This is a genomic window from Perlucidibaca aquatica (genome assembly GCF_001676655.1).
Lineage (GTDB): Bacteria > Pseudomonadota > Gammaproteobacteria > Pseudomonadales > Moraxellaceae > Perlucidibaca > Perlucidibaca aquatica.
Genome location: NZ_LZDB01000002.1, coordinates 1,043,419 through 1,057,740, shown reverse-complemented (window position 1 = coordinate 1,057,740; position 14,322 = coordinate 1,043,419). Strand labels below are relative to the sequence as shown.

The following is a 14,322-nucleotide window of genomic DNA, read 5'->3' as shown; positions in this document are numbered from 1 at the left end:
AGTGTATTGCCTAGTCTGGCGTTGGGCAAGTGCGGCGACGTTTAGATGACCATAATTCCGCCATTTCTTTTCAGCAGGCGCTTGGCGTGAGTAACCGATGCGGTAACGGCGATAGCCCGAGCAGGGCTTTCACCAAGAGCCGGTAGCTGTCTTTATCGAGCAGCGCTTGCGTGGGTGTTCGCGCAATGCCTTCAATTTCGTGAGCGTGTGCTGTGCTGCCTAGCCAGCACCAGTGTTGAATGACGTGAAAATCGGTGTCGCCATTGCTGGCATCGGTTTCGGTAATAACCACGGCGCCATCAAAGGGCCAAGTCATCACCGCGTGTGCAGTTAAAGCGGCTTGCAGGCGTTGGTTGTGGCTCATGATGGTTTCACTGCCGTCGCAGAGGCCTTGGCAGCGCTTCAGCTGGCGTGAGGGGCAAGGGCGCTTGAGTCGGCGCTCCAGGGCTAGTGCGTAATCGCAGAGCCCGTGGTTGCTGGCCAGTTGCCGCAGGAATTTGCTGCCAGCGGCGGGTGAGGTGAACAAACCGTAGAGCGATTGGGCGGCATTCACGGCATCGCTATCGAGCCAGTGAGGTTGCAGCAGGCCATCGGGGTTGGCAGCGAGCGTGAGCGAGATCAGCTTCTGTTGCCGACGTAATTGTCGGTTATGCAGAGGCTGTAGGGTTTTCACATAGCGCGCCTCGCGGAGCAGAGCACCCAGTTCACCGGCGGTGATCTCCCACGTGATATGCCGTACCTGCTGCGCCATGCGCATTTCTTTGGCATCGCTGATGTCGTTGCTGAAATGGCTGAGTACGCGCTGGCGGATGTTCTTCGCTTTGCCGACATAGAGCAGGCCACTGTCGCCATGAAAAAAATACACGCCACAGCGGGTGGGCATTTCATCCACCAGCGTTTCATCTAAATACGGCGGCAGGCTGGGGCGCTTTTTCAGCGTGCTGATGGCGGTTTGAACGGCACTGAGGCCTGCTTGCTCAAGCGCATCGTGGAGGCTGTCTAGCGTTTGCCGGAGGCGTTCACTGGCGTCCCCCTTAAGTGGCCAGACCGGAAGATTCAGCGTTTGTCTTAGCCGCTGAGCACATAGCGTGCGGAGCTGTAGGTTTTGATCGGCGCGTGCCCAAGTCGCTTTTAAATAGGCGTAGTGCAGGCGTGCACTGTGAGCGATGAGCCAATGGTTTTGCCAGAGGCCGTTGATCGGGTGATCGGGTGTGGTCAGTGGAGCGATGTCGGCGGTGCTGGACCAGTGTTGCAGGTTCACGGTGTCGGCGTTGAGCGTGGCGAGGCTGAGCGCAGTTAGGTGGTCACGATGATAGCGTGGGCCACTCAAGGTCATGCCGGCGATGACCACGGGCTGACCCAGCGCTAGGGCAAGCGTGCGTAGCAGTTCAGCGTCGCGGGAGTGGCTGTGCAGGTTGCTTTGTGTGTTGGACATGGCGCGCACCCTAGCAAGTTTGGGTGCGCCTGCAAGTCTACAGGGCTAGCTCGCCACTGAGATGGATGGGCGCTGCTCTTCCAGGCCCGCCATGCGTCGGGCGACGCCCATGACATCGCTCAGGTCTGCGCTAAACACCATGTCGGCATAGGCTTGCCAGTGGCCGTCGCTGTTGAGCTCGTAGAGCAGCCAGCCATCCGGGTCTTCACTATGCAGGACTTTCAACACCGGATGTGCGACCAGCATTTCGGCATCGAGTGCGCGCGCGTGCTGCTGCACAATAAAGGCGTCATCGTTGAGGCGATAGCTGAAGTCTAAGTGTGTTCGCTCGCTGGGGAGTGGCCGGATTTCGGCCATCAGCGTTTCCAAGTGCTCCGTGACGCGGGCTTGTAAGCGGGTGTTCATCATCGAGCCAGTCTCCCTGTCGGCAATGTGGGTCAGTATAACGATTGCGCTGCCGTTCAGGCATAGGCGATCGGTAGTTCGTCCCAGCAGGTGGTGTAGCGTGGCGAGCGATTGCCGGTACGCATTTGCCACGTGTTGCTGAGTTGTGTGCTGGCAAATTGCAGTGTGCCAGCGCCTTGATCTCGGTTAATGCGATCCATCAGGCCCATGAGACGCAAGCGTTTCGGGTCATCGACCGGGGCAAACAAATCGGTTTGCTGTTGGCCCACGGGGCTGATTTCACCGAGCATGACGCCGCACTTGTGGTAGCGCAAACCCGGCACAAAAATCTGTTTTAAACCCCGCATGGCAGCGGCCAGCAGTAGACCGGTATCGGCAGAGGCTTGCGCGAGTGGCACCAAAATGCTGCGTCGATATTGCGTATCTTGTTCGCGAAATGGGTTGGTGCGCAACATGACATACAGGTGTGCGCATTGCCCTTGCTGGGCGCGCAGCTTTTCGGCCGCTCGGCTGACATGATGGCTGATGGCGGCTTTGATGGCGTTGGGGTCAGTGATTGTGGTGCCAAACGAGCGTGAGGCGATGATTTGCTGTTTCGGGCGGCCGACGTCCTCGAGCGTGAGGCAGGGCTCACCGCGAAGCTCGCGCACGGTTTTTGCCAGCACGATGCCATAGCGCTGCTGAATGGCCAGCGGATCGCAGCGCGCTAAATCTAAAACGGTCTCCACGCCGTCGGCCTGTAAGCGTGCGCTGAGTTGTCGCCCCACGCCCCAAACCTCGGCCACCGGGTAAGCGGCCATAAGTGCCTGAGTGCGCGCGCAGGTGCTGGCGCTGAGTTGGCAGACGCCCGCGAATTCCGCTTGCTTCTTCGCCAGATGGTTGGCGAATTTGGCCAGCGTTTTCGTCGCGCCTATGCCCACGCCGCAGGTGATTTTGATGTCTTGCTGCAAGCGTTGGCGGATACGCAGGCCATAGGCGCGGGCATCGGCATAGCCGGCGAGGTCGAGAAAGGACTCGTCGATGGAGTAGCTTTCAACTTGCGGGCACATGTCCTGCAGAATGCTCAGCATGCGCGCACTCATGTCGCCATAGAGGGTGTAGTTGGAGCTTTTGCTGATCACACCGTGAGCATCGCAAAAGGCTTGCCACTGATGCATGGGCGCGCCCATGGGAATGCCCAGCGCCTTGGCCTCGGCCGAGCGTGCAACAATGCAGCCGTCGTTATTGGATAGCACCACCAAGGGCGTGTCGGCCAGTGCGGGGTCGAAAATTTTCTCGCAGCTGGCGTAGAAATTGTTGGCATCTACCAGAGCATAGAGCGCCATGAGCTTAGCCTGTCCTCGGTTTTTTTAGGTGTTCCACAATATGGCTGGTGACCACTCCGAAGATCTGTAAGTCGGTGCTGGGGCGCAGCACGGGGTAGGGCGTGAGGCTGTTTTCCGAGTGCAGCTCGACGCGGCCCTGGCTGTGACGCAGGCGCTTGACCACGTATTTCCCATCCAAGCAGGCCACCACAATATGGCCAGAGACGGGCGGGCGTGAGGCATCCACCACCAGCACCGAGCCATCAACAATGCCGGCATCGCGCATGGAGTCTCCGGAGGCGCGCACAAAGAATGTGGCCGCGGCGTTGTGAATCAGACGCTCATGGAGATCGATGCTGTTTTGTACGTAGTCGGCGGCTGGCGAGGGAAAGCCAGCCGGAATCAGCGCATCGAAAAACGCGAAGCGACGACGAATGAAGGGGATGAGGGGTTTGCCGATAATGCTGTTCATACGGACAGTATTATCGGGATGTTCGATCAACGCAAGGCATACGCCGATCTATTTTTATAGCACGGTAGCGATAACCGCTTGCCACGCTGTTGGTATGGGTAAAAGACCATTCACGGGTGTGATGACATAACGCAGCTTTCCGTTCTGGTTGGGGTCTGAGCTATTCGTGACCTCCTGCACATCTAATTTTGCAGCCATTAGAAAGCTTTCTGGACGCATCAAGTAGAAGGTTTCAGAAGATGCTGATTATGATGAAGGCGCGTTCTTCAGGACCAATACGGTGATAGTGTCTGTTCATCGGCGCAAGGTACCCGATTAGATATCAGGTGTTGCACTTGGTTCTGGAGACCGCCGTTATTATAAATTAGTCAATCGCAAATTGGCTTTGTTTCGATATGAAATCTGCCACCACCGATCATTTCATTAGAAGACCAATATTTCTCGAAGCGCTCGCTAGTGTTTGCGGTATATGCAGATATGTCTTTAATTAGTCGGCTACTTCGTGTGTAGTTATCAATATTGCTTAGTGGAGCGAATGCAACAAAGTTTATGCAGTTAATCATATGTCCTGATTTTTGTGCGGCTGCATAAGCCTCTTCGTTTGTTTGAGCTTCCATGAAGCTTTGAACTGCACGGGCATAATTTTCGGCGGTCATTTTAATGATGGGTGTATCGGCATATTTTTGCAGAATTAACGCATCGATATCATCTCGAATACCATTGGCATCTGAATCAATACCTTTGAGGCCTGGCGTAAAATCTTCACCTTTCGGATCGCAAACGCCGGGTCCAGCAACGAAAAGACAAACTAGCGCAATGCCTGAAATAGGTAGTGTTTTTTTCGAGAGATTTGTCATGAGTACACCTCCTTGTTATCGCTACTGATTTTTAGAACTAGTATTAATTTTTATGTTGGCGTTGGATTTTATTAATAATATATTTTTTAGTTAATTATTGAAAAGTACTTTCAGCTAACAGTGCTACCGTGACAGGATTGGCGCTTTATCAAGATAATTGTCGCGTGAACTAATCATAAAAATGATCGTTCCAAGTACATTTTTTATCTAGGTCCGGTTTCAGCCTCACATAGCGGTTAAGATATTTCAGTCTATTTAAGTGCTTATAAATTAGTCAATCGCAAATTGGCTTTTTTTCTATTTGAAAGCTAGCACCACCAATCATTTTACTAGAAGACCAGTATTTTTCAAATCTTTCGCGTGTATTTGCTGTGTATGCCACTATTTCATCAATAAGCTGGCCTCTTTTCTTGTAATTTTCAATGTTATTACCAGGTAAAATAATATGAACAATGCAGTCAACCATATTTCCTGACTCTTTGGCAGCCTGATACGCCTCTTGCTTTGTGTTTGCTTCCATAAATACCTGTACTGTACGAGCGTATTTCTCAGCGGCTTTTTTTATAGTGGGAGTATCGGCATATTTTTGCAGAATTAACGCATCGATATCATCTCGAATACCATTGGCATCTGAATCAATACCTTTGAGGCCTGGCGTAAAGTCTTCGCCTTTGGGAACGCATGCTCCAGGTCCAGCAACGAAAAGACAAACCAGAGCAATGCCTGAGATATGAAGCGTTTTTTTTGAAAGATTTTGCATTGAGTAACCTCCTTGTGATCGCTACTGACTTGTAGCAATGGAAGTGGTTTTTTGTGTTGGTGTTGTGTTTTATTTTTAATGCATTTCGTTATGAGTTGCTGAAAATGTAATTCTTTGCCTCGGCACTATTCTGATAGGGTGTTGCTTCGAGCACAAAAAAGCCCCGGCGCGTGAGCGACCGGGGCTATTTATCTGCTGGCATTTCAGTCAGCTTGCTGCAATAGCTTAGCGCCGCGTCGGCAACACATCCTTAAGCTTGGCGTGCATGGACAACACGGCCTTCTCGGTGGTTTCCCAGTCGATGCAGCCATCGGTCACGGACTGGCCGTAAACCAGCTGCGACAGATCCTTGGGAATATCCTGACGACCGAACTTGATGTGCGACTCGATCATCATGCCGATGATGGACTTGTTGCCCTCGACGATCTGATTGGCGACATTGTCCATGACCAGCGGCTGCAGCGCCGGGTCCTTGTTGGAGTTGGCGTGCGAGGCATCGATCATGATGTTCATCGGCGCTTTCGCTTTTTCCAGCTCACGCTCGGCCAGCGCCACCGACACCGAGTCGTAGTTCGGCTTGCCATCGCCACCGCGCAACACGACATGGCCGTACTGGTTGCCGGTGGTGTTGATGACCGCGACTTTGCCCTGGTTATCGATACCCAGAAAACTGTGCGGGTTCTGTACCGAGAGCAGGGCATTGGTAGCGACTTTCAGACCGCCATCGGTGCCGTTCTTGAAGCCGACCGGCGACGACAGGCCCGACGACATCTCGCGATGCGTCTGCGATTCGGTAGTGCGCGCGCCAATGGCCGACCAGGCGATGAGGTCATGCATGTACTGCGGCGACATCGGGTCCAGCGCTTCGGTGGCGCAGGGCAAGCCCAGTTCGTTGAGCTCGATCAGCAGCTTGCGGCCCACATGCAGACCTTCCTCAATACGGAAGCTGTCATCCATGCGCGGGTCGTTGATCAGACCTTTCCAGCCCACCGTGGTGCGCGGCTTCTCGAAATAGACACGCATGACCAAGTAGAGGGTGTCGCTGACTTGCGCCGCCAGGGTCTTTAAGCGCTGGGCGTAGTCATGCGCAGCTTTCACGTCATGAATGGAGCAGGGGCCGATCACCAGAAACAGGCGGTGATCTTTGCCATCTAAAATGTTACGGATGACCTGACGGCCCTCAACCACCGCAGCACGTGCGGCTGGGGTGAGGGGCAAATCACGCTTGAGCTCTTCAGGCGTAATCAGGACATCGATGGAACGAATATTGAGGTCGACGACAGTATTGTCAGCTGGGTTCATAGCGGTCTCCACGCAAGCCCGCGATGATAGCGCAAAGTGGCGAAAAGCAAAGTTTAGAAAAAGATGAACTTCACGCTGAGTAGCATGAGCGTCATGCCCAAAATGGGGCGAATCAGGTCTTCCGGCAGACGCGAGCTGAGGTTGGTGCCGATTACGATCATCGGTAGTGAGCCGATGAGCAGTAGGCCGAGCAGATGCCAATCGACATTGCCCATGCTGAGGTGACCCAGACCCGCCACCAAGGTCAGCAACACAGCATGGGTCACATCGGTGCCGATGATGCGAATCATGGCCAAGGCCGGGAACAGCGTCACCAAGACCATCACGCCGAACACGCCCGCACCAATCGACGACAACGTAACCAGCACGCCTAATGCCACACCCATAGCAACGGTCGCCGCGGTTTGATGGCGAGCCAAGAAGTCGCGTACCGGCGTGTGTGTGCGTGCTTGCAGGCGGCGCTGCAGCCATGGTCGCAGCAGCAAGCTCAGGGCCGTCACCAGCAGCATAAAGCCGAGGGCGTGGGTGAGAATGCTTTTGTAGGCACTGGCGTCTGGGAACCAGTATTTCAGGCCCCAAACGGTCAATAGCGCTGCGGGCAAGCTGCCTGCCGCGAGAGTTAGGGTGATGCGCCAATCAATGTTGCGATGCCGGTGATGAACGATGGCGCCACCGGTTTTGCTAATGGAGGCATACAGCAAGTCGGTGCCGATCGCCGTGTGCAGCGGCACGCCCATGAGGGTTAGCAGCGGGGTCATCAGCGAACCACCGCCCACGCCGGTCACACCCACAACAAAGCCGACCAGCGCACCGGAAAGAATAAAGAGCAAATCGTGTGGCGCGAGGGGCATTGCAGAGGCTGCCTAGGGAAAACAGGATGGGCGGCGAAAATAGTGGGTTTTTAACCGTTTAGCTAAGAATTTTTCATGCTAGCTTTATAGCATTGAGTTATATCAGCTGGAGTTTGATGATGAAGTTGCAGCAGCTGCGTTACATCTGGGAAGTATCCCAGCATGAACTGAATGTTTCGCAAACGGCTAATGCCCTGTTCACCTCGCAGCCCGGCATCAGCAAGCAGATTCGCTTACTAGAAGATGAGCTGGGCGTGGAAATTTTCGCCCGCAACGGCAAGCACCTCACGCGCGTCACGCCCGCCGGACAGGCCATCCTCAAACTCGCCGGGGAAGTGCTGCGCCAAACTGAGTCTATTCGGCAGGTCGCGCTGGAGTTCTCCGACGAAGCCAAAGGCAGCCTGAGCCTGGCCACTACTCACACGCAGGCACGTTATCGCTTGCCGCCGGTGATTGCCGAATTCCGTGACAAGTTCCCGGATGTGGCCCTGCACATGCACCAAGGCACGCCGCAGCAAATCTCTGAAATGGCGGCCGACGGTACGGTCGATTTCGCCATCGCCACGGAGGCCCTAGAGCACTTTACCGACCTCGTTATGCTGCCCGCGTACCAGTGGAACCGCTCCGTGGTCGTGCCCAAAGATCATCCACTCACGCAGTTGGATAAGCTCACGCTGGAGGCTGTGGCGCAATTCCCTATTGTGACCTATGTGTTCGGCTTTACCGGGCGCTCTAAGTTAGACGAGGCCTTTAGCCAGGCCGGCCTGGCCGCCAACGTGGTGTTTACCGCCACCGATGCCGACGTGATTAAGACCTATGTGCGACTGGGCTTGGGCGTGGGCATTATTGCCAGCATGGCCTTTGAAGCCGAGAAAGATGGCAGCGACCTGGTGGCCCTGGATGCCGGGCATTTGTTCGAGCCCAGCACCACGCACATCGGGTTCCGGCGCGGTACGTTCTTGCGCGGCTTCATGTTCGACTTCATTGAAACTTTTGCCCCGCATTTAACGCGGGGGCTGGTGGAGTCGGTGTTGAATCGGGGCGATGCCCGGGCCGAGGTGGATCATTTGTTCAAAGGTCGGGAGCTGCCGAGTTTTTGAGGGGGCTGGATGCCGTTTGTTGTGATACAGAGTGTAGCGCTTGATTCAGCAGTGGTGGCGGGGCATCGCTGCCGGTCTTTCTCCGGGGTTACTAATGGCATGATCTTCCTCATCCTTGTGGAATCATGTGGTTAAGGGTAGTTACTGTTTCCGCATTTCGCTAGTCGTGCGTGTTATGCAGCAGGATTGTTTGCGGCGTGGTGTCATGCCATGCTCCACAACACAAGATATGCGGTATTTGTCGGCAAGGAGTGCTGTGTTCAAGTTGCCAAAGCATTGAAAGCCTTGAGCTTCCCTCCCGCTTCCCTGCCTTATGCAGCAGATCAAAGTAATTACGCCGCAGCACTGCGGTATAAACTAAGTTAGGAATTGTGTTAACTCCGAAAAGTAGAATAAATAAGAGGGTACTAAAGTGATCGATGGTAAAGCATTAACAATAGAGGCCAAGTCTACGGAGCTTAGCCAGCCGATAGATAATCTCCATAAACAATTGGAGGGCTACCTATCTCACGTTGGACTTCCGATTGATAATGTTGTTGTGCCAATTGAAGAGCGAAAAAAAGTAATTTTTTCACTTGAAGAATCTTTGGCTATTATTCCATTCGAAGATCGTATTAAGTCCAATTACTTATCGAAATTCACAGTGGCAATATCGGTCGGCCTATTTGACGGCGCGTTAAACTATTTATGGGACGAAACTATAAGAGCCTTTAGGAGGCTAATTATTTCGTTTGATATAAATTATTTCGTTTGATATAAATTATTTTTATTCGATAACCGAAAAAATAAGTTCTAGATATAAAAACCTTTCAAAAGAAGAAGATATTGATCAGGTTAGTGAGCATGATTTGCTTGAAGCTTGTAGGCGAATTGGCTTATTGTCAGATGTAAACTATCAACGGCTTGCAAACGTAAACTTCATGAGGAATCATGCAAGTGCAGCGCATCCGAATGACAATGACATAGATGGTTTTGAAATGTTGAGTTGGCTAAGCGTATGTTTAAAATACGCAATCACTGCCAAGCCAGATCATTCACTTATTGTCGTCAAACAGCTTTTAAGTAACATTAGAAACTCTGTAATTTCAGCGGCCGACTATTCAATAATTGGTGCCGATCTTGTTAAGCAGCCTATTGAAAGAATCGATGACTTTCTCTGGACAATATTTAGCCTATATACAACGGAGAAAACTACAGTCGATGCAAAGAACAATGTAGCCGGAATTGCGCCATTCATTTGGAGAGTTGCAACAGATGATAGGAAATATGAAATTGGTTCGAGATTTGGTGTTTTTAGGAAAAATGGTGAAGGATATCGAAAAGACGCCACCCATGAATTTTTGCAAATAGTTGATGGACTACGATACAAAGACGAAGATAGTCTTGCCGGGGAGATTATTGAAATACTTGAAAATTTGAGCCGTGCACATTTCGGCACCAATAATTTCTATAATGAATATCCCCATGCTAAATCGCTGGACAACTCATTGCCTCCAAATGGAAATGTTCCACGCGCTGCGCGTGCTATGTGGGTAAAGGTATTATCTATCTGTTTTGTCGGGAATGGTCATGGGTATAAGCAGGGAGTTGATGAATCCGCATTACCTTATTATCAAAAGCACATCAATAACTTTAGCGATATTGAAGTGGTGGAATTTATCAAGCTTTTTGGTGATTCAGAGTTTTCATTGCCGACAGGAAAATCTAAGCCGGACGATCGGGTTAGAGTTCTGGCCAATACACTAAAGCAGAAAACATCAAATGCTCATATTCATAAGTCATTAGATCTAATTATTTCAGCGCCACCATTGACCGCTCATAAGGTGCACTCAACAACCGCTTTCAGAAATAGTTTGGCTTATTTACCCAATGACTAAGAACTCCTAACAAAGTGCTCATTTGACGCAGCGGTCTACGCGGTTTTTGTGCATTCGCTACGCTCATTTTTGCACAAAAATCACTTTAATCGCTGCGCAAATGAGCACGGCGTTAGGTTTCAAGGAGAATAATGATGGACCTTAAAGACTTTGTGGCGTCCTCGCTGCAGCAAATCGCAGAAGGAATTCTTGAGGCCGGTGATGCATTGAAAGACACAAATGCAGTCGTTAATCCCGCGAAAATCAGGGTGAACTCGGGTGACAGTCAAGCCTATGGCCGGACTGCCTCTAATGCTCTTGCTAACCCAGATAGTGAGTCTAGGGTTGTAGAAAAGGTGTCCTTTGATGTGGCAGTAACCGTCCAGGAAGGCACTGAAACACAAGCAGGCATCAAAGTTTCGGTTATGTCGTTTGGTCTTGGGGCCGGGGGGCAATCAAATGCAGCGTCAGGGTCAGAGTCTAGAATTTCATTCTCGATTCCTATGGTCTTTCCGACCCATGAAGGCTGAGACTCCAACCATGGAATATTCCGCACGCCCTTTCGGTGATTGCTATAAATCCTCACTAATTGGCGCGGAAGAATTGACTAAGTTAAAGCTTCAGTTTGAAAGCGGCAAGTCGGAAGACGAAACGCTTGGACACTTGTATGAACACTTGGGCCTAAAAGACGAAATTGAAGTTGTACATGGTCATGCCGTTCCACCAGATGGTTTGGATGAAGGTCGTAAGATCTTGCACGCGTGGATCGAGGTTGGCCCCCTCGCGATCGAAACATCTAATGATCAAAAAATGCGATTTACCAAAGACGAGTACTACGAAAACCACAGCATCACGCCAGTTGCTAGGTATTCTGTCGATGAGGCTCGATGCTTAGCCAATGCGCATGGCAATTACTCGGCATGGCATACGCTCGAGAGTTGAAACCTAAAAAATCGTTACAGCGGACATTTTACCCGCCGCTGAACTCAAGCGTTAGCCCTGCCGACTACCTGCCATTGTTTGCAGCGTATTGACAACAGCTACACACCGGACCACACTCATTGTATATCCAATAGCTATACAAGGAGCTTGCCATGAGAGCAGCCGCCATCAACCTGCGTGCACTTCCCGAGCAGCGAGACTTGATCGATCAGGCCGCCAGACTGCTCGGCAAGAACCGCTCCGACTTCATGCTTGAAGTGGCCTGCGAACGCGCTCAGTCCGTGCTGCTGGACCAGACATTTTTTGGTTTGGATGCCGAACGTTTCCAGCGCTTCACCGAGCTGCTCGACGCACCCCAGGCATCAAACCCCGGTCTGGAAAAGCTGATGGCGTTAAAGCCGGTCTGGGAGAAGTGACGCCATGCCCATCAACTTTACTGCGCCGGAGTCCCTGACGCCTGCGCATGGGTTGGATAGTTTCCTGTGTGGAGAGGTCAGCCTTGATGACTGGCTTCGACGCCGGGCGATGGCCAATCAGTTGAGTGGTGCCAGTCGAACATTCGTGGTGTGCGATGAGCAGAGACAAGTGATGGGCTATTACGCTCTGGCTGCCGGTGCTGTATCGCAAACAGCAGCAGCCGGTCATGTTAGGCGCGGCATGCCAGATCCCATCCCTGTACTGATACTGGGGCGATTGGCTGTGCACAGCCGAGCCCAAGGCATGCAGCTTGGTGCTTCACTGCTGCGCGATGCTGTACGCCGTGCTTCGGCGGTTGCCGAGCACGCGGGAGTACGCGCACTGCTGGTTCACGCCCTAAATGACAACGCCAAGGCATTTTACTTGCGCCATGGATTTCAGGTGTCACCCACTCATGACATGACGCTGATGCTAAGGCTCAATCCAGCGAGCTAATTATTTCAGCTGGATAAACTCAGTTCCGAACTTCGAACGAGACCGCTTCCACATTGCCCATATGCAGCCCGCATTCCTTTTTAGTAGCGTCCTCCCACCACCAGCGCCCCTCGCGCTCATGCTGGCCGGGCAGCACCGGCCGTGTGCAAGGTTCGCAACCGATGCTGATGAAGCCTTTCTCGTGCAGCGGGTTGTAGGGCACTTCCAGCGCGCGGATATAGTCCCAGACCTCGCCCGATGACCAGTTTGCCAACGGATTGAATTTCACTAGCGCGCCGTCGGTGCCGCTGAAACTGGTGTCGAGCTGAATCTGCGGCACGCTGTTGCGCGTGCCGGGGCTTTGGTCTTTGCGCTGGCCGGTCATCCATGCGTTAGTGGTGGCGAGCATGCGGCGCAGCGGTTCGACCTTGCGGATGCCGCAGCACTCTTTGTGATCGTCTTGGTAGAAGCTAAACAGACCCTTGTCATTGACCAGCTGTTGTACGGCCTCGGCTTGCGGGTACTGGGTTTCGATGCGGATGCCGTAGTGCGCGCGCACCGTGTCTAGAAAACGGTAGGTCTCTGGGTGCAGGCGGCCTGTGTCTAGCGTGAAGACACGGAAAGGCAGCTTGCTTTTCACGGCCATGTCGACCAGTACCACGTCTTCCGCGCCGCTAAATGACAGCGCCAAGCCGGGGAAGGTCGTGAGGGCAAATTTCACAATCGTTTGTGGGCTTTTGCCCGCTAAGTCATCGACCCATTGATTAACTTGTTCGGCACTGACGGTCATGGCGGCTTCCAGCGGAGGAGTCATTGAAATGTCCGCGAAGCATAGCAGAGCCGTTTCCGATTGCCGATGCAGGTTTAGTGCAGGATGGGCAGGGTCACGGTGAAGGTGCTGCCGCGGCCGAGTTGGCTGGATACCGAGATTTTTCCACCATGGGCTTCACAGGCGAGCTTACAGAAGGTGAGGCCTAGCCCCGAGGACTTTTCTGTCTCCGTTTGTTTTTGGCTGGTCCAGAAGCGTTCAAAAATCATCGCTTGGTTTTCCAGTGAAATGCCGCAGCCGGTATCGGATATGTCAATCTTTAAAAGCTGGGCGTTGTTCATCAGCGCGCAACGGATATCAATTTTTCCATCAATCGGCGTGTGCTGAATCGCATTCGAAATGAGGTTGAAGAGCACGCGATACAGCTTATCTGGGTCGACTTGCAGGGTATTTAAGCCTGCTGCCGGAAAGCAATTTAACGAAATGTGATGGCGAGCGGCTAAGGGTTTCACCTCCGCAAAGGTGTTCAGCAGCAGTTGATTGAAGTCGACATCGCTACGCTTGATCTCGATGCTGGAGGCATTGGCTTTGCTCACATCCAAAATGTCATTGACCATGCGCATTAAGTGTTGGCCGCCCCGCAGTGTGGCGTCGAAGGCACTTTGTTGCAGCGGCGTGAGCTGGGATTCGAGGGTCATTAGTTCAATGCCAGCGAGTAGCGAGGTGAGCGGATTGCGGAGGTCATGCACGAGCATGTTCACCATGCTGTCGCGCTGTGTTTCTAAGGTTTTGAGCTGTTTGTATTTTTCACGATAGGTTTGAGCCAATAGGCGAAGCTCAATCTCTGTCATGGCAATCGCTGCCAAGTCATTGAGCAGGGCAATGTCGTGCTCACTCCACTGGCGGGGCTTAGAGTCGATGGCGCAAAAAGCCCCTAGAGTGTGGCCTTCTAAGGTCGTGAGCGGAATGCCTAAATAGGCCACCACACCCAATTCATGGGTGGCTAGATTATGTTTCAGCACATGGTCGCAGCGCGCATCGCTGATAATGAGCGGTTGCCTCTCGGACACAACATATTGGCAAAACGAGTGAGATAGCGGGGTTTGACTGAGCGTTTTCCAAGGCTCGCCTAAACCAACTTGGCTTTTGAAAAACTGTCTGTCTTTATCGACCAGGGAAATGATGGACACCGGCGTGCCCAAGATGTCGCTGACTAAGCGCGTAAAGCGATCAAAACACGCTTCCGGTGAGGTATCCAGCAATCCGCTCGCATCCAGTGCGGCGAGTCGTAAGGGGTCATGAATACGCTCCAAATGGCATTCGGGAATTAAGTTCATTGAAGCTGTACTCATTTAAAAAGAACTTACATTTAAGCTAT

18 protein-coding genes are annotated in these 14,322 nt (G+C 52.5%); 7 read left to right on the top strand and 11 right to left on the bottom strand.

Annotation, left to right across the window (positions count from 1 at the left end):
• Positions 1-70: 70 nt before the first annotated feature.
• From A8710_RS08720 to A8710_RS08685, 9 genes are all read right to left on the bottom strand, one after another.
• Positions 71-1,435 carry a GIY-YIG nuclease family protein gene (locus tag A8710_RS08720; RefSeq protein ID WP_068859732.1) on the bottom strand — a complete coding sequence of 455 codons (1,365 nt, stop codon included), beginning with the start codon at positions 1,433-1,435 and terminating at the stop codon, positions 71-73.
• Positions 1,436-1,480: 45 nt separating this feature from the next.
• The gene (locus tag A8710_RS08715; protein ID WP_068859730.1) at positions 1,481-1,843 is read right to left on the bottom strand and encodes a DUF3024 domain-containing protein; all 363 of its coding nucleotides are present in this window, start codon (positions 1,841-1,843) and stop codon (positions 1,481-1,483) included.
• Positions 1,844-1,896: 53 nt separating this feature from the next.
• Entirely contained in the window at positions 1,897-3,165 is a 1,269-nt protein-coding gene (locus tag A8710_RS08710; protein WP_068859728.1) for a Y-family DNA polymerase, read from the bottom strand.
• A 4-nt stretch (positions 3,166-3,169) separates the two neighbouring features.
• Complete coding sequence (umuD, locus tag A8710_RS08705; RefSeq protein ID WP_068859726.1) at positions 3,170-3,616, bottom strand: translesion error-prone DNA polymerase V autoproteolytic subunit; 447 nt, start codon at positions 3,614-3,616, stop codon at positions 3,170-3,172.
• A gap of 54 nt (positions 3,617-3,670) precedes the next feature.
• Positions 3,671-3,814 carry a calponin homology domain-containing protein gene (locus A8710_RS12260; RefSeq protein WP_157686368.1) on the bottom strand — a complete coding sequence of 48 codons (144 nt, stop codon included), beginning with the start codon at positions 3,812-3,814 and terminating at the stop codon, positions 3,671-3,673.
• A 170-nt stretch (positions 3,815-3,984) separates the two neighbouring features.
• Complete coding sequence (locus tag A8710_RS08700; RefSeq protein WP_068859724.1) at positions 3,985-4,473, bottom strand: hypothetical protein; 489 nt, start codon at positions 4,471-4,473, stop codon at positions 3,985-3,987.
• Positions 4,474-4,747: 274 nt separating this feature from the next.
• The gene (locus A8710_RS08695) at positions 4,748-5,233 is read right to left on the bottom strand and encodes a hypothetical protein (RefSeq protein WP_068859722.1); all 486 of its coding nucleotides are present in this window, start codon (positions 5,231-5,233) and stop codon (positions 4,748-4,750) included.
• Between the two features lie 225 nt (positions 5,234-5,458).
• The gene (locus tag A8710_RS08690) at positions 5,459-6,535 is read right to left on the bottom strand and encodes a 3-deoxy-7-phosphoheptulonate synthase (RefSeq protein WP_068859720.1); all 1,077 of its coding nucleotides are present in this window, start codon (positions 6,533-6,535) and stop codon (positions 5,459-5,461) included.
• A 53-nt stretch (positions 6,536-6,588) separates the two neighbouring features.
• On the bottom strand, positions 6,589-7,386 hold the full coding sequence (locus A8710_RS08685) for a sulfite exporter TauE/SafE family protein (RefSeq protein ID WP_068859718.1): 798 nt from the start codon (positions 7,384-7,386) through the stop codon (positions 6,589-6,591).
• Between the two features lie 119 nt (positions 7,387-7,505).
• Here A8710_RS08685 and cysB point away from each other — a divergent pair, with 119 nt between their 5' ends.
• The 7 genes from cysB to A8710_RS08650 all read left to right on the top strand — a co-directional run bounded on the left by cysB (position 7,506) and on the right by A8710_RS08650 (position 12,196).
• Complete coding sequence (gene cysB / locus A8710_RS08680; protein WP_068859716.1) at positions 7,506-8,486, top strand: HTH-type transcriptional regulator CysB; 981 nt, start codon at positions 7,506-7,508, stop codon at positions 8,484-8,486.
• Between the two features lie 412 nt (positions 8,487-8,898).
• Entirely contained in the window at positions 8,899-9,240 is a 342-nt protein-coding gene (locus tag A8710_RS08675) for a hypothetical protein (RefSeq protein WP_068859714.1), read from the top strand.
• A 166-nt stretch (positions 9,241-9,406) separates the two neighbouring features.
• Entirely contained in the window at positions 9,407-10,363 is a 957-nt protein-coding gene (locus A8710_RS08670) for a hypothetical protein (RefSeq protein WP_068859712.1), read from the top strand.
• 134 nt (positions 10,364-10,497) lie between these two features.
• Positions 10,498-10,872, top strand: coding sequence for a hypothetical protein (locus A8710_RS08665; RefSeq protein ID WP_068859711.1), 375 nt, complete (start codon positions 10,498-10,500; stop codon positions 10,870-10,872).
• 10 nt (positions 10,873-10,882) lie between these two features.
• Complete coding sequence (locus A8710_RS08660; protein WP_068859709.1) at positions 10,883-11,284, top strand: hypothetical protein; 402 nt, start codon at positions 10,883-10,885, stop codon at positions 11,282-11,284.
• Positions 11,285-11,436: 152 nt separating this feature from the next.
• Positions 11,437-11,700: a type II toxin-antitoxin system TacA family antitoxin gene (locus A8710_RS08655; protein ID WP_068859707.1), complete on the top strand. Its 264-nt coding sequence runs from the start codon at positions 11,437-11,439 to the stop codon at positions 11,698-11,700.
• Between the two features lie 4 nt (positions 11,701-11,704).
• Positions 11,705-12,196 (top strand): GNAT family N-acetyltransferase, encoded by a 492-nt coding sequence (locus tag A8710_RS08650; protein ID WP_068859704.1) that lies wholly within the window; start codon positions 11,705-11,707, stop codon positions 12,194-12,196.
• A gap of 19 nt (positions 12,197-12,215) precedes the next feature.
• On the opposite strand, the gene A8710_RS08645 is transcribed toward A8710_RS08650, so the two are convergent.
• Positions 12,216-12,965: a phosphoadenylyl-sulfate reductase gene (locus A8710_RS08645; protein ID WP_068859702.1), complete on the bottom strand. Its 750-nt coding sequence runs from the start codon at positions 12,963-12,965 to the stop codon at positions 12,216-12,218.
• Between the two features lie 74 nt (positions 12,966-13,039).
• A complete protein-coding gene (locus A8710_RS08640) occupies positions 13,040-14,281 on the bottom strand; it encodes a sensor histidine kinase (protein WP_068859700.1) in 1,242 nt (413 codons plus the stop codon).
• Between the last annotated feature and the right edge of the window lie 41 nt (positions 14,282-14,322).